This is a genomic window from Bradyrhizobium vignae (assembly GCF_004114425.1).
In the GTDB taxonomy this organism is placed as follows: Bacteria; Pseudomonadota; Alphaproteobacteria; order Rhizobiales; family Xanthobacteraceae; genus Bradyrhizobium; species Bradyrhizobium vignae.
On sequence record NZ_RDQF01000038.1, the window covers coordinates 1 to 14220 of the forward strand.

General features: G+C 62.9%; 13 protein-coding genes and 1 pseudogene. 1 reads left to right on the top strand and 13 read right to left on the bottom strand.

Annotation, left to right across the window (positions count from 1 at the left end; genetic code table 11):
• The first annotated feature begins 223 nt into the window (after positions 1-223).
• The gene (locus EAV90_RS26390; protein ID WP_129145085.1) at positions 224-595 is read left to right on the top strand and encodes an SPW repeat protein; all 372 of its coding nucleotides are present in this window, start codon (positions 224-226) and stop codon (positions 593-595) included.
• A gap of 139 nt (positions 596-734) precedes the next feature.
• On the opposite strand, the pseudogene EAV90_RS26395 reads toward EAV90_RS26390, so the two are convergent.
• The 13 genes and pseudogenes from EAV90_RS26395 to EAV90_RS26455 all read right to left on the bottom strand — a co-directional run.
• Positions 735-947 (bottom strand): annotated as a pseudogene (locus EAV90_RS26395) (2-hydroxyacid dehydrogenase); the annotation flags it as partial.
• A 66-nt stretch (positions 948-1013) separates the two neighbouring features.
• Positions 1014-1781: an SDR family oxidoreductase gene (locus EAV90_RS26400; RefSeq protein WP_129145087.1), complete on the bottom strand. Its 768-nt coding sequence runs from the start codon at positions 1779-1781 to the stop codon at positions 1014-1016.
• Between the two features lie 25 nt (positions 1782-1806).
• The gene (locus EAV90_RS26405; RefSeq protein WP_129145088.1) at positions 1807-2508 is read right to left on the bottom strand and encodes an HpcH/HpaI aldolase family protein; all 702 of its coding nucleotides are present in this window, start codon (positions 2506-2508) and stop codon (positions 1807-1809) included.
• Positions 2509-2523: 15 nt separating this feature from the next.
• Positions 2524-3327 (bottom strand): SDR family NAD(P)-dependent oxidoreductase, encoded by an 804-nt coding sequence (locus EAV90_RS26410; RefSeq protein ID WP_129145089.1) that lies wholly within the window; start codon positions 3325-3327, stop codon positions 2524-2526.
• A gap of 7 nt (positions 3328-3334) precedes the next feature.
• Complete coding sequence (locus tag EAV90_RS26415; RefSeq protein WP_129145090.1) at positions 3335-5017, bottom strand: hydantoinase B/oxoprolinase family protein; 1683 nt, start codon at positions 5015-5017, stop codon at positions 3335-3337.
• A 13-nt stretch (positions 5018-5030) separates the two neighbouring features.
• Entirely contained in the window at positions 5031-7097 is a 2067-nt protein-coding gene (locus tag EAV90_RS26420; protein ID WP_129145091.1) for a hydantoinase/oxoprolinase family protein, read from the bottom strand.
• 180 nt (positions 7098-7277) lie between these two features.
• The gene (gene nac, locus EAV90_RS26425; RefSeq protein WP_129145092.1) at positions 7278-8219 is read right to left on the bottom strand and encodes a nitrogen assimilation transcriptional regulator NAC; all 942 of its coding nucleotides are present in this window, start codon (positions 8217-8219) and stop codon (positions 7278-7280) included.
• 78 nt (positions 8220-8297) lie between these two features.
• Entirely contained in the window at positions 8298-9506 is a 1209-nt protein-coding gene (locus EAV90_RS26430) for an aspartate transaminase (protein WP_129145093.1), read from the bottom strand.
• A 29-nt stretch (positions 9507-9535) separates the two neighbouring features.
• Entirely contained in the window at positions 9536-10276 is a 741-nt protein-coding gene (locus EAV90_RS26435) for a branched-chain amino acid ABC transporter ATP-binding protein (protein ID WP_129145094.1), read from the bottom strand.
• Positions 10269-11039 (bottom strand): ABC transporter ATP-binding protein, encoded by a 771-nt coding sequence (locus EAV90_RS26440; RefSeq protein ID WP_129145095.1) that lies wholly within the window; start codon positions 11037-11039, stop codon positions 10269-10271. The genes EAV90_RS26435 and EAV90_RS26440 overlap by 8 nt, the downstream gene beginning before the upstream one ends.
• On the bottom strand, positions 11036-12022 hold the full coding sequence (locus EAV90_RS26445; RefSeq protein WP_164937112.1) for a branched-chain amino acid ABC transporter permease: 987 nt from the start codon (positions 12020-12022) through the stop codon (positions 11036-11038). The genes EAV90_RS26440 and EAV90_RS26445 overlap by 4 nt, the downstream gene beginning before the upstream one ends.
• Before the next feature lie 42 nt (positions 12023-12064).
• Entirely contained in the window at positions 12065-12937 is an 873-nt protein-coding gene (locus EAV90_RS26450) for a branched-chain amino acid ABC transporter permease (protein ID WP_129145097.1), read from the bottom strand.
• Positions 12938-12957: 20 nt separating this feature from the next.
• Positions 12958-14142 carry an ABC transporter substrate-binding protein gene (locus tag EAV90_RS26455; RefSeq protein ID WP_129145098.1) on the bottom strand — a complete coding sequence of 395 codons (1185 nt, stop codon included), beginning with the start codon at positions 14140-14142 and terminating at the stop codon, positions 12958-12960.
• Positions 14143-14220: the final 78 nt, after the last annotated feature.

Below are 14220 nucleotides of genomic sequence, written 5' to 3' on the forward strand. Positions count from 1 at the left end.
CATGCCAGCCGTACGTCACGCCATCGTCGATCTCATCCTTCGGCCGCCGTCTCAGCATTGCCCATATTGCCGAAGGCAAATCCGTGAAAAACAGCGGCGAAAACACAATCTGCCAAAGTAGTGCTAGCCTAGGACTGCACCGCGATTATGCCGCGGCCGCGATGGAAACCGGCTCGGCGATTACGCGATTGATTTGGCATCGAAACCTCCAATGGAGGGTGACATGCAGAATTGGGAAGGGAATTGGACGAACGCAAAGTTTTGTGACGTTGCGAACCTGATCCTCGGCGCGGTACTGTTCGTTTCGCCCTGGATATTCAGTTTCGATGCGGGGACGGTCTCTCAAAACGCCGTTATCACCGGTATCGCCATCGCGATCCTTGCGGTCGCGGCGCTGGCGGCGTTCGCGGTGTGGGAGGAGTGGCTGAACCTCGTCGTCGGCTTGTGGGCACTGGTATCGCCCTGGGTATTGGGCTTCCAGGGAACCACCGCGATGACGGTGCATGTGATCATCGGCGCGGCGGTCGCAATCTTGGCAGCGATCGAGCTCTGGATTATCCCCAGCAACCCGCCGCGGCTGACCACCGGTAGCTGAGAAGCTGGATCGTTTGGCTCGTGGCATAGCTTCGCCGTCATCGGAAAAACCCTGTCCAGCCGACGCGGACGAAATTCGGTGCGGGCCTGGGGCCGGCAGCTACTCAGCGCAGTCGGCCTTGGGTCAGCCGTAAGTGCCGCAGCTTGAGTGCCGGCAACCGCTTCATGAGGTCAGCGGAGGCGCCAAGTTCTCCACGCGTGGCGATCGCCCGGATACCGCTGCGATGCTCTTCGATCAAGCGGTCGCGATCCGTCGCTTCCCAGAGTTTGTGCAGGACGTAGCGCGCGTCGAGATCGTCCATATCCCAGGCGGGATAGGCTCCGATCATCAGCACTTCGGGCTTCGTCGGCATGGTAGGGACTCCTTTTGAGCCCGGTGTAGGGCCGCAAATTGCTTAAGAGGCGCCGGGACGCGTGGATCACAGACAGGTGGTGATGCCGCCATCGACATAGAGCGTATGGCCGTTGACGAAGGACGACGCCTCGCCGGACAGAAACACGGCAGCGCCGATCAGTTCGTCGACATTGCCCCAGCGCGAGGCTGGCGTGCGCTTTTCCAGCCATGCCGAGAACTCGGGATTGTCCACGAGAGCCTGGTTCAGGGGAGTCTTGAAATAGCCGGGTGCGATCGCGTTGACCTGCAGACCGTACCTGGCCCAATCGGCACACATGCCCCGCGTCAGGTTCTTGATTGCTCCCTTGGTCGCGGTGTACGGCGCAATCCCGGGCCGCGCCAATTCGCTCTGGACCGACGCGATGTTGATGATTTTGCCTTTCCCGCGCGGAATCATATGGCGCGCCACTGCCTGGCCGACGTAGAAGGCGCTGGAGACGTTGGTCTTGAGCAACTCCTCCCACTTCTCGGCCGGAAACTCCTCCAAGGGCGTGCGGAATTGCATGCCGGCGTTGTTGACGAGGATGTCAATCGGCCCGATTGCCTCTTCAATGCGTAAGATTCCGCCGCGAACGGCGTCGGACCGAGTCACATCGAAGCTTGTCACTGCGACCTCATGGCCGCCGGCCCTGACGCCCGCTGCGGCCGCATCCAGCTTATTGCGATCGCGGCCATTCAGCACCACGGAGGCGCCGTGCTCGGCCAGCCCTCGGGCGATGGCAAGCCCGATGCCTTGCGATGATCCCGTTATAAGCGCGCGCCGGCCGGCGAGATTGAACAATTCGAATGCCACGGGACCCTCTCTCACTGCGCGTGACTCAGCGCTCAAGCAGCTTCTTGACGCCAGCTAGGCCGACACGCAGGAACGGGTCGGAGTGAATGTAAAAATACCGCACCCCCTGCTCCAGCAGCGCGGGCAGTTCATCCGATGTCACGAGTGTCCCCGCAACCTTTCCGGCCGCACGGATCTTCTTCACGGCGTAGCCAACTCGCTCCGTCACGGCCTGCGGCCGCGGCTGCCCGAATGGCGGCGCCGGCGGATAGCCCATGTTCTGTGAGAGGTCGCCGGGTCCAATGAAAAAGACGTCGATCCCTTCCACCGCGAGTAGCGCATCGATGTCGTCGATCGCTTTCGGAGTCTCGATCATGGCGATGATGAGCCGATTCTCGTGATCGGCCGGGCATGCGTAGCGCACCGCATCGACGATGGCGCGCGCCTGGTCTGCTGTATCGACCATCGGCACCATCAGACCGTCGGCGCCGGCATTGAGATAGCGGATCAGAACCGGCCGCTCATGAGAATGCGGGCGCACGATCGCGGCGCCACCGGCACCGCGGATGGCTTGGGCCGTGATCCGAACATCCTCGAAGCTCCAGGTGCCATGCTCGCAATCGACGAAGATAGCATCCGCACCGAGCTCGATCAGGCGGACTGCCAGCCCCGACGACGAGTGATGGGGCGTGAACATGGTGACCGCCTCGCTCTTGGCAAGGCGCTCGCGTAACTTGGCTCCGTTCATGGGAGATCCTCTTCTCTAGCTTTTCGGCTTGTCGGCGAGGCCCGCGGGTGCACCCACCCAACGGGCCGTTTCGATGTCCGCGGACGTATCCCGCATGAAGGTCGGACAGATGTGCAACTCTGGGATCACGGCGCCCTTTTGCAGGCTCGCACATAGCAGCACCGCACGCGCGACGTCGTGCGGATTGAGCATCGCGGCGCGTTCGCTATCCAGCGGCGGGCGCGCGCGGTTATCCATGATAGGCGTGTCGGTCTCGCCTGGAAGGATCGTCGTTGCTCGGATGCCCTGGTTACGAAACGTGTTGTGTAGGAACGTCATGAAGTTCTTCACGCCGGCCTTGGCTGCACCGTAGGCTGCTCCCCCGAGCAGGTTCGGATTGACGACGGCCAGCGAGGAGACCGTGATGATCGTGCCATCCTTCTTCGCGAGCATGTCATCCAGCACGGCCTGCGTCAGGTTGAACACGGCCGTGAGATTGACGTTGACTGTGGCGTTCCACTCCGCCTCGCTGATGAAACGCGCGTTCAGCACCTTGCTCGCGCTGCCGGCGTTATTAACGAGGATGTCGACCGACCCGACATGGCCTTTCACCCAGGCGACAGTCTCCAGGATCGCATCCCGCGACGCGACGTCGAGCGCGCGAGCGACGGCTTTGCCGCCCGCCTTCTCGATCACTGACGCAACTTCCTGCAGCGGCGCGATACGCCGCCCCGTCACGACCACCGTCGCGCCTTCCCGCGCAAGCAGGATCACCGTCTCGCGCCCGATCCCTGTTCCCGCACCCGTGACGAGTGCGATCTTCCCATCGAGCATACCCATGATTGTCCTATTCGGCGGCGCTCGCCGCCATGCTTGTGGGCTGATAGCCGTAAATCTGCCTCGCGGCGGCAGCCGTGATCAAGCCTTCGGCGAGATCGAGCTCGATCGCAGCCGCCGTGCGCTCGGACGTCCGTCCCCACCCGCCGCCGCCGGGCGTCTCGACCTCGAGCCGATCGCCGGTCTTCAGCACCACCTTGCCCTTGGGAAACTGCGGTTCGCCATTCCGGTACACCTTGCCGGCGCTGCCCGACTTGCCGCCGACCACGCCGAAGCAGGGATGGCGCACGCGTTCCGACGCCAGATAGATGTTCATCGGGTTGCGCCCGAGATTGCGCAGCACGACGCGCTGGCCGAGGCCGCCGCGGCTCTTGCCGGCGCCGCCGGAATCTGGGATCAGCTCCTTGCACTCCGTGAGCGCTGGCACCGCGATCTCGAACATCTCGATCGCCGTGACCTTGCAATTCGATGGGAAGCTCAGCGTATCAAGACCGTCGAATTCGGCGCGGGCGCCCTGCCCGCCGTGAAAATTCTGCACCGAACCGTATTGCGAACCGTCGTCACGCCGTCCGACGCAATTGGCGGCCCAGATCGGCGCGCCGCCGCTGTCGCCCATCACCTTGCCGGGCACCACGCCTTCCAGCGCTTTGAAGATCAGCGACGGGATCACATGTCCGATCAGGTTGCGCGAATTGCCCGCCGTCCATTCCTCCGGATTGAGGATAGAGCCGAGCGGCGCCTCGTCCGTAATCGGCGTGATGCAGCCCTCGTTGTTCGGCGTATCCGGGTCGAGCAGGCATTTCAACGCATAGACCGAGTGGGCGTAGCGATAATTGGTGCGGCAGTTGATCGAGTGAAGGATCTGCTCGGACGTACCGGCATAGTCGACGTGAATGGAATCGTCGCGGACGATCACGGCCGCCCTGAGCGTGACGTCGGTATCGTAGCCGTCGAGCAGCACCTCGGCGCTGTAGGTGCCGTTCGGCCATTGCCGGATCGCGCGGCGGGTCTGCGCCTCGGAGCGGGTGTGGATCGCATCCGCGAGTTCGTCGATCCCATCGAGATCATACTCGTCGAGGAACTTGACCAGCTCGCGGCCCATCACGTTGTTGGCCGCGACCATGGATTCGAGGTCACCCATTACCTCGGTCGGCAGGCGAACGGAGGCAGCGATTATGTCGAGGACGTCCTGATTGGGAACGCCGGCCTTGTGCAGCTTCACTATCGGGAAGCGAATACCTTCCTCGAAGATATCGCTGGCTTCGGAGTGCAAGGGCGCGCCGCCGATGTCGGGCAGATGCGCGATCGAACCCGCATAGGCCACGACCTTGCCTTTCTTGAAGATCGGCGTGATCATGGTGACGTCAGGCAGATGGCCGGTGCCGATCTCCGGATCATTGGTAGCGAGCACGTCGCCCTCCTGCAACGTGTCGACTGGAAACTTCGTCAGGAAGTATTTCTGCGCGGCGACTGGCAGCGAGGTGATGAACACCGGAATCGACCAGGTGCATTGCGCGAGCGCGCGGCCGCGGCTGTCGAGCAGCACCGTCACATAGTCGTGGTTCTCGCGCACGATCGGCGAGAACGCGGTCCGGCCGAGCACGATGTCGGCCTGGTCGGCGATGAAGATCAGTCGATTCCACATCACCTGAAGATTGATGGGATCGTTGAAATCGGCAGTGTTCACGGACATGGTGGCGTCGTCCCTAGGCGATGTTGATCACGAGATTGCCGTTGATATCGACATGCGCCGTGCCGCTCGGCCCGATGACGGCGGTCGACTCTCGTTGCTCGACGATGGCGGGCCCCTGGATGGCTACGCCCACCGGCAGCTTGTAGTGATCGTAAACCGGCGTTTCGGCGAAGCCGCCGCGCTCGCTAAAATAGACCGAGCGCGCGCCCTTCTTCGCCTCGGCAGCATGGCGCGTGTGCGGACGGGTCACACGATCCTTCTCACCGCTGGAGCGCAGGCGCCAGGTGATCACCTCAACGGACGAGCCCGCGACCGTGCGGCCGAACAGTTCGCGATAGAGCTTGTAGAAATTGCCGAGCAGTTGTTCGAAGAATTTCTCCCGCGGCACGCTGGGATCGGGCAGCGCGACCGTAATCTCGTGGCCCTGACCGACATGTCGCATGTCGACCGTGTAGCTGTTCACGATCGTCTCCGGCGCAACACCGGCGGCGCGGACGACTTCTGCACCTTGCGCGGAGAGATCGCCAAGCAGGCGATCCATGGTCTCAAAGTCCCAATTGTCCACCTGCATCGGGAAGCTCGCCGACAGATCGACCGCAACCGGCGCAATCAGCAGGCCGATCGCCGACGTGACGCCCGCACCGGTCGGGCAGATGATACGCTTGATGCCGAGCTTGCGCGCGATGCCATAGGCATGCACGGGCCCGGCGCCGCCGAATGCGACCATCGGCAGGCTGCGCGGATCGACGCCGAGGTCGGTCGCATGCACCGCGGCCGCCTTGCTCATGGATTCATTTACGAGATCGTGGATGCCGAAGGCGCAGCGGGAAACGCTGACGTCGAGCGAAGCTGCAAGCTTCGTCATCGCCGCCAACGCCGCATCCTTCGACACCTTGAACGAACCGCCGACGAAAGATTCGGTGCCCATATAGCCGAGCAGGATGTCGGCGTCCGTCACGGTCGGCTCGGTGCCGCCGCGCTGATATGCGGCCGGCCCGGGCATCGCGCCCGCCGAGCGCGGCCCGACATCGAGCAGGCCGAGCGGATTCTTGGCCGCGATCGATCCGCCGCCGGCGCCGATCTCGATCATCCGGATCGACTGGATTTTGAGCGGAAAGCCCGAGCCCTTGCGGAAGCGATGATAGTGCGCGACTTCGAGGTCGGTGCCAACCGTCGGCTCGCCGTTCGGGATCAGGCACAATTTAGCGGTGGTGCCGCCCATGTCGAAGGACAGCACGCTGCCCTCGCCGGCGATGCGGCCGAATTCGGCAGCGGCAACGGCGCCGGCGGCCGGGCCCGATTCAATCAGGCGCACCGGCAGCTCCGCGGCGCGGCTGCTCGGCACCAGACCGCCCGACGAGGTCATCCATAGCACCTGGCGATCGATGCCCTTGGCGGCGAATTCGCGCTCGAGATGGGCGACGTGGCCGGACATCTGCGGCCGCGTGTAGGCATTGACGACGGTGGTCGAGGCGCGGTCGAACTCGCGGACCTCTGGGCAGACTTCCGAGGACAGCGATACGAAGATATCAGGATCTTCCTCGCGCAGCAGCGCTGCGATGCGCTGCTCGTGGTCAGGATATTTGTAGGCGTGCAGCAGACAGACGGCGACGGACTTGATGCCCTCCTGTCGCAGCCGCCCAGCGATCTCGCGGACCGTGTCCTCCTCCAGCGCCGTGATGACCTCGCCATCCGCAGACATCCGCTCGACTGCGCCAAAGCTGTTGGCGCGCGTCACCAGCGGGTCGGGATATTTCAAATTCAGGTCGTAGAGATCGTAGCGCCCTTCGTTACGGATCCGCAGCATGTCCTGGAAGCCGGCGGTCGAGATGAACCCGGTCTTGACGCCCTTCCGCTCCAGCACCGCGTTGGTGACGACGGTGGTGGCGCCGAGCACCTGCAGATGATCGACATCGACCACGTCGCCGAATTCCCCGAGCAGTTCGGAGACGCCCCGAACCACGGCTTCGGCAGGATTGGACGGGGTACTCAGCACCTTGTGGAGATGCAGCTCGCCTTGGTCGTCGAGCAGCGCGAAATCGGTGAAGGTTCCCCCGGTATCGAATGCGAGCTTGGCCATCTGTTTCCTCGGAGCTGTCATCTTCGAGGGTAGGAAATGAGCCTCCACGCGACCACCACAACTCCAGTCTGCCGCCATAGGTTTTGTTTATGGCCTGGCAAAGCCGGCACGATGCAACAACACGAAAGCGCGAAAACAACACCATGCACAATAGAATGGCCGCAGCCGGCAGCCGTGTCGCTAGACCGCCCGGATACCCTGCGGATGGCTGCGCATGAGCTTCTCCACGACGGTCAGAAGCACCGAGCGCGTGGCAAGCGCGGGCTCCGACAACGGCAGGTGATCGGAGACGCACAAGGAGACGGTCGCCTCTATGGCGGGGCGCACCAGCCGTCGCACCTCGACACCGGCAAAGCTTGATGCGCTGGCGGCGGCGACCGACGCCGGCAGGATGGCCGAGCCCAGCCCTTCGGTCACGGCCGCACCGAGCGCGGAGACCGATTCGATCTCGGAGGCGACATTCGGCGTCACCCGCGCCCGCGCCAGGGACTCGTCGATCAGGCGACGCAGGAAATGGCCTTGGCTCGGCAGCAGCAGCTTGACGTCGGCCAGCGCCGACAGCGGCAGTGGCTCGTCACTCGGCTTCTTTGCCGTCGTCTCGGCGCGCGAGACCAGATACAGCTCCTCGCGAAACAAGGGCTGCAGCTTGACGCCCTTAATTGGACCGGAACCGTAGATCATGGCCATGTCCATCTTGCCGGTCATGATCAGCTCGCTCAGCACATGACCAAAGCTGTCGTTGATATGGACGATGATCTGCGGATGCAGCGCCGACATCTCCTTCAAGATCGGCAGCGACAGCGTGCTCGACGCCGAATAAGTCGCCAGGCCAATCGACACCCGTCCCGCCAGCGCCTTGGTCGATTGATCGATATCGGTCTGGGCTTGCTCGATCTGCTTCAGCAACAATTGCGCATGACGGTAGAGAATCAGGCCGGCTTCGGTCGGCACGATGCCGTGGTTGCTGCGGAGCAGCAGCTTGTGCTTGAAGTGGCTCTCCAGTGCCGCGATCTGCTGCGACAGCGCCGGCTGCGCGGTTCGCAATAGGCCGGCGGCGCGTGAAACGCTGCCGGCATCGACGACCTTGACGAAGCTCTTCAGCTTCCTGAAATCGACGCTCATGAGGATGGAATGCTGCTCTGGAACCACGCTCCTATCAGGCACTATCCCTTATCTAGCCCATTGATTTCAATCGGTTTCTCAGCGCAGCGCCCGGCAGGCCTGCTCGATGCGGTCGCAGGCGTCCTTGATCACCTCCATCGAGGTCGCGATCGACAGGCGGAAATAGGGCGAGAGCCCATAGGCCGCCCCCTGCACGGCGGCGACGCCGACGCCGTCCAGCAGATAGAGCACGAAGTCGAGATCGTTCTCGATGACCTTGCCCTCGGGCGTGGTCTTGCCGATTACACCTGCACAGCCGGGATAGAGATAGAAGGCGCCATCAGGCACCAGGCATGACAGGCCGGGAATCGCATTGAGCCGCGCGCAGGCATAGTCGCGGCGCTCCTTGTAGAGCTTGACGCTGTCGCGCACGAAGGACTGGTCGCCGGTAAGTGCATGGGCCGCCGCCGCCTGGCTGATCGACGACGGACAGGATGACATCTGCGATTGCAGCTTGTTGATCGCCGAGACCAGCGGCGCGGGACCTGCGGCATAGCCGATCCGCCATCCGGTCATGGCGTAGGTCTTGGACACGCCGTTGGTGAGCAGGATGCGATCCTTCAAGGCGGGCACCGCAGCCGCAAGCGTGGTCGCCGGCTCGTCGTGATACCAGATCTGATCGTAGATATCGTCTGACAGCACGAGGACGTTCGGATGGCGCAGCAGCACAGCGCCGAGCGCTTCGAGGTCGCTGCGGGAATAGGCCGCACCAGTCGGATTCGACGGCGCATTGAGGATCAGCCAGCGGGTCTTTGGCGTGATCGCGGCTTCCAGCGCGTCTACCGTCAGCTTGAACCCCTGGTTCTCGGAGCATCGGACAATGACCGGCTTGCCGTCATTGGCGATGACCATGTCGGGATAGGACACCCAATAGGGTGCCGGAATGATGACCTCGGCTCCTTCCTCCACGCTCGCCATCAGCGCAAGAAACAGGATCTGCTTGGCGCCGCCGCCGACGCAAATCTCGTTGTCGGTGTAGTCGAGCCCAAGGCGCCGCTTGTAGTCGGCGATTATCCCCTCGCGCAGCGCGACGGTGCCGTTGACGGCCGTATACTTGGTCTCGCCGCGGTCGATCGCCGTATGTGCCGCGGCCTTGATGTCATCAGGCGTGTCGAAATCGGGCTCGCCGATCGCCATGTCGACGATGTCGCGACCGGCGGCTTTCAACTCGCGCACGCGCGCAGACGCTGCGGTGGTCGGGGATATCTTGATGCGCGAGACGCGCGCGGCCGGCACGAAAATCGTCACTGTGGTCGTCCTTTGAGTTGCAAAGCGTGTCAGTGCTCGACGTTGGTCTCGCCGCGCATACGCCCGGTGAGGAAGAGCTCGCCGAGTTCGTCGTGGGTAATGTCGGCGGGCCGGCCGTCCCAGATCACCTTGCCGAGCCGCAGAATTACTGCGCGCTGCGCGACCTGCATGGCCTTCTTGGTGTTCTGCTCGACCAGCAGGATGGTCTGGCCGGCCGCGTTAATGCGCAGCAATTCGTCGAACACGATACCGATCGCGGTCGGCGACAGTCCGACCGAGGGCTCGTCGACCAGCAGGATTTTTGGCCGCTGCAGCACGGCCATCGCGACCTCGAGCAATTGCTGCTCGCCGCCGGACATGTTGCCCGCGAGCGTGTTGCGGCGGGTCTTCAGGATCGGGAAGAGGTCGTAGACATAGTCGCGCTCTGCCTTCACTCTGGCATCGCGCAGCGTGTAGGCGGCCATCTGCAGATTCTCGTCGACCGTCATGACTGGAAAATTGCAGCGGCCCTGCGGCACCCAGGAGATGCCTTCGGCCAGGATCGCTCGCGACTTGAAGGCAGAGATGTCCTTGCCCCGCCAGTTGATGCTGCCGCCCTTGACCGTGGTCATGCCGTAGAGCGTCTTGAGCAAGGTCGACTTGCCGGCGCCGTTCGGGCCCATCAGCGCAACGAACTGCCCTTGCGGAACGTCGAGATCGACGCCGTTGAGAATGTCGAGCGCGCCGTAGCCCGCGCGCAGTCCCTTAATCGAGAGAGAGGGTTCAGCCACCGAGATAGGCCTCCCGCACTGCCTGGTTTTGCACGATCTCGTCCGGTGTTCCCTCAGCGAGCTTGCGACCCTGATCGAGCACAACCACGCGCTTGCATAGGCTGGTGACCACGTCGATGTTGTGCTCGATGATCAGGAAGCTGACGCCGAAGGACGTGTTGGCGAGCCGGATGCTGTCGACCACGCGCTCGATGAGCTTCGGGTTGATCCCGGCCATGGGCTCGTCGAGCAAAATAAGCTTTGGTTCCGGCATCAGCATCGAGGCAAACTGGATGAGTTTCTGCTGGCCGCCAGAGAGCTTGCCCGCGGGCTGGAAGCGCACATCCCAGAGGCCGGCGATCTTGATCAGCTCGCGCGCCCGCTCCCGCAAGGCCGCGACACGGTTGCGCGCTGCGGTACCGATGCCGAAGGTCGACCAGATTCCGGGGAAGGTGAACATCTGACCAGCGATGACGAGGTTCTCCTCGATATCGAGCGCCGAGAATACCACCGTCTTCTGGAACGAGCGCAGCATGCGCCCTTCGCGCGCGATATCGTTCAACGACCAGCCGGTGATGTCCTGACCGTCGAGCTTCACCGCACCGGCGCTTGGCCGCGCAAGCCCAGTCACGCAGTCGAAGAAGGTCGACTTGCCGGAACCATTGGGGCCGATCAGACCGCAGATCTCGCCGCGATTGACATGCAGATCGACACCGTCGACCGCGCGCACGGCGCCGTAGGATTTGCAGAGCCCGGAAATGTCGAGAATCGGCAGCCCACTCATTTGCGCCTCTCGAGAAATGACCAGAAACGGCCGATCAACGGCGCGAACCCGTTCGGGAAGTAGAACACGAGCGCGAGCAGGAAGAAGCCGTACGCGATCATGCGCAGTTCCGGCGCGACGCGCAGCGCTTCGGTGAGGCCGACGAACAGCAGGCTGCCGAAGATCACGCCCGAGATGGTCCCCGCCCCGCCGCCGAGCACGATAATCAGCATCGTCGTCGAGTAGTACATCTGGAAGGTCAACGGGCTGACGACGGTGAGGTAATGCGCATACAGGCTGCCACCCAGGCCTGCGAAAGCGGCGCTGATCATGAAGACTATGAGCTTGTAATGCCAGGTCGGGATGCCGACGGATTCCGCCAGCGTCTCGTTCTCGCGAATAGCGATCATGTTTCGACCGGCGGGCGATCGCACAATCAGATAGACGGCGAGGGTCGCCAGCGCAGCGATGGCAAGCACTAAATAATAAAAACCGACGGTTCCCGACACCGTGAATGAGGCCGGCCCGAGCGAGAAGTGAGGCTTGGGGATTGCCGCCAGGCCCATGTCGCCACGCGTCAAGCTGATCCAGTTCTTGGCGATCGCCTGGCCGATGATGACGAAACCGAGCGTGCACATCACGAACGACGTCGATCGCAGGCGCAGCGCCGGGATGCCAAGCGGCAGCGCGATGGCGCCGGTCACGAAGCCCGCAGCGAGGAAATTCAGATAGAACGGTGTGCCGAAATGCACCGCCAGCAGCGCCGACGTGTAGGCGCCGATGCCGAAGAACGCTGCCTGCGCCAGCGACAACAGCCCGGTATAGCCGAGCAGCAGGTTGAGACCATGCGCCGGCAGCAGGAAGATCAACGCGATGATGATCGCATGCAGCGGGTAGTTGCCGAGGAACAGCGGTGCGACACAGGCCAGCCCAATCAGCGCGAGGCCGAAGGGAATGCGAAGATCGCGTCCCGTCGTCGCCACCGCGCTTTCGGCTTGCGTCATGGTCTGGTCCCGGACGATCTCGGTCATGTCACATCCATGCGATCAGAAGCGCGCCTGCGCGGAGAACAGCCCGTGCGGTCGCCACATCAGCACCAGCATGAGGGTCGCAAAGCCCACGGTGTCGCGGAACTGCAGGCCGACATAGGTGGCAACAAGGCTCTCGGCGATGCCGAGGATCATCGCCGCGACGAACGTGCCGCGAACATTGCCGAGCCCGCCCATGATGATGATCGGCAGCGTTTTGAAGGTGATGAGCTCCCCCATGCCACCATAGACACTTACATTGACCGGCGCCGTCAGCACGCCCGACAGCCCCGCAAGGCCGGCGCCTAGGATGAAGGTCCACAGCGCAATATGGCTGACATCGATGCCGACCACCGCGCAGCACTCGATGTTCTGTGACACCGCACGCATCGCCTTGCCCATCCGGCTGTAGGTGACCATCAGCTCGAGGCCGACGAACACGATGAGCCCGACGATAATGATCAAGATGCGCTGCTCGGCGAGCGTGAAGCCGAATATACTCACCGGCTCGATGTAGCCGCCGGAGAAGAACTTGTAGCTGCCACCGAACACCAGGATGACCGTGTTCTGCAGGATCAACGCGACACCGAGAGTTGCGAGCACGCCAGCCTCGGCTGGCGCCCCCACGATGCGTTGCATCACGAAATTGCCGACCACCACGGCGATCATCGCCGTCGCCACCACGCCAATCACGATCGCCACCGGATAGGGCAGATCGAAATAGTCGATCGCGAACCAGGCCCCGAAGGTCCCCAGCATATAATATTCGCCATGGGCGAAATTAATGGCGCGCAGCACGCCGAAGATCATCGTCATGCCGACGGCAACGATCGCGTAGACCGATCCGGATACGATCCCGTTAACGACCTGCTCGATGACCGTGTAGAACATGTGCGTTCCGTTGCGCTGCCTTACTTCGGATAGTCGATCTCGGCCGAGTAGGCTCCCTTGATCGCGGGCTTGCCGTGCTCGATCTCCAGCAGGATCATCGGCAAGCGGGCCTGATTGTGATCGTCGAAGGTCACCTCGCCAACTGCGCTTTCGTAGTGGATGGTGGAGAGCGCGGCGCGAACCTTCTCGCGATCGATGCTCTGAGCCTGCTCGATCGCCTTGGCGAGCAGATGAACCGTCTCCCAATGCACATAGGCGTGATTGTTGGGTGCCTCGCCGTACTCGGCGATGAACTTCTCCACGAAAGCCTTGCTCTTTGGAGAATCATACGCGGGAAGCCAGGCCGCGGCCTCGATGGCTCCTTCGAGCGCCTTCGGTGCCGCCTTGATCGAGCTCGCCGTATTGAATTCGGCATTGCCAATCAGCGGAATCTTTCCGGCGATGCCGACTTCGATCATTTGGCGCCCGACAATGGGCGTGCTATCCGCGTTGCCGTACATGATGATGGCCTGAGCACCGGAGTCGCGGATCTTGGCGAGCACGCTGCGGAAATCGACCTCGCCTTCCTTATAATAGTCTTCCGTCAGGATCTGGCTCTTGAAGCGAGGCAGGTACTTCTTGGTGAACTCGATGGCCGCGCGCCCATAGTCGGTATCGACGGAGAGCACGGCGTATTTGGTGAACCCCTTCTTCTCGGCAGCGTATTGCAACACGATCAGGGCGCGGTTCTCATCCGTCGGATAGTTGCGGTAGGTCCATTTGAAGCCGCCGACGCCCGCCTTGTAGGTAATCTTCGGATTCGACGAGGCGGCATTGAGCAACAGCACGCCGGCATCCTCGGCGACCGGCTGCATCGCGAGCGTCACCGAGCTCGATACGTCGCCGATGATGTAGTCGACTTGGCTCTGGTCGATCAGGCGCCGGGTCGCCGAAACGCCCTCGACCGGCGTGCCCTGGCTGTCCCCGGGCATGACGCTGATCTTGCGGCCGCCGACGCCGCCGCCGGCGTTGATCTCCTTCGCGGCCATCTCGGCGCCGCGCAGCGAGAAAGCGCCGTAGCGGGCATTCGGACCGCTCATTGGCGCCACCAAACCGAGCTTGACGGTGCCATCCTCGCTCCGGGCGAAGGCACCGGACGACATGGTCTGAAGCCCAATCAGAGCGGTTCCGATACAGAATCCCCGACGGCTTAACTCGATCGTCATTTCCCCGCTCCGTTGCTGCTGCCAATCCACGCGCCTGACCACGTCTCCGCCTTAGCGGTCTTGTTCTTAGATTTTTGC

Bases quoted from the DNA above. Each gene is read 5' to 3' on its own strand.
- EAV90_RS26390 (WP_129145085.1), top strand. From the start codon at position 224: ATGCAGAATTGGGAAGGGAATTGGACGAACGCAAAGTTTTGTGACGTT.
- EAV90_RS26405 (WP_129145088.1), bottom strand. From the start codon at position 2,508: ATGAACGGAGCCAAGTTACGCGAGCGCCTTGCCAAGAGCGAGGCGGTC.
- EAV90_RS26410 (WP_129145089.1), bottom strand. From the start codon at position 3,327: ATGGGTATGCTCGATGGGAAGATCGCACTCGTCACGGGTGCGGGAACA.
- EAV90_RS26415 (WP_129145090.1), bottom strand. From the start codon at position 5,017: ATGTCCGTGAACACTGCCGATTTCAACGATCCCATCAATCTTCAGGTG.
- EAV90_RS26420 (WP_129145091.1), bottom strand. From the start codon at position 7,097: ATGGCCAAGCTCGCATTCGATACCGGGGGAACCTTCACCGATTTCGCG.
- nac (WP_129145092.1), bottom strand. From the start codon at position 8,219: ATGAGCGTCGATTTCAGGAAGCTGAAGAGCTTCGTCAAGGTCGTCGAT.
- EAV90_RS26440 (WP_129145095.1), bottom strand. From the start codon at position 11,039: ATGAGTGGGCTGCCGATTCTCGACATTTCCGGGCTCTGCAAATCCTAC.
- EAV90_RS26445 (WP_164937112.1), bottom strand. From the start codon at position 12,022: ATGACGCAAGCCGAAAGCGCGGTGGCGACGACGGGACGCGATCTTCGC.
- EAV90_RS26450 (WP_129145097.1), bottom strand. From the start codon at position 12,937: ATGTTCTACACGGTCATCGAGCAGGTCGTTAACGGGATCGTATCCGGA.
- EAV90_RS26455 (WP_129145098.1), bottom strand. From the start codon at position 14,142: ATGACGATCGAGTTAAGCCGTCGGGGATTCTGTATCGGAACCGCTCTG.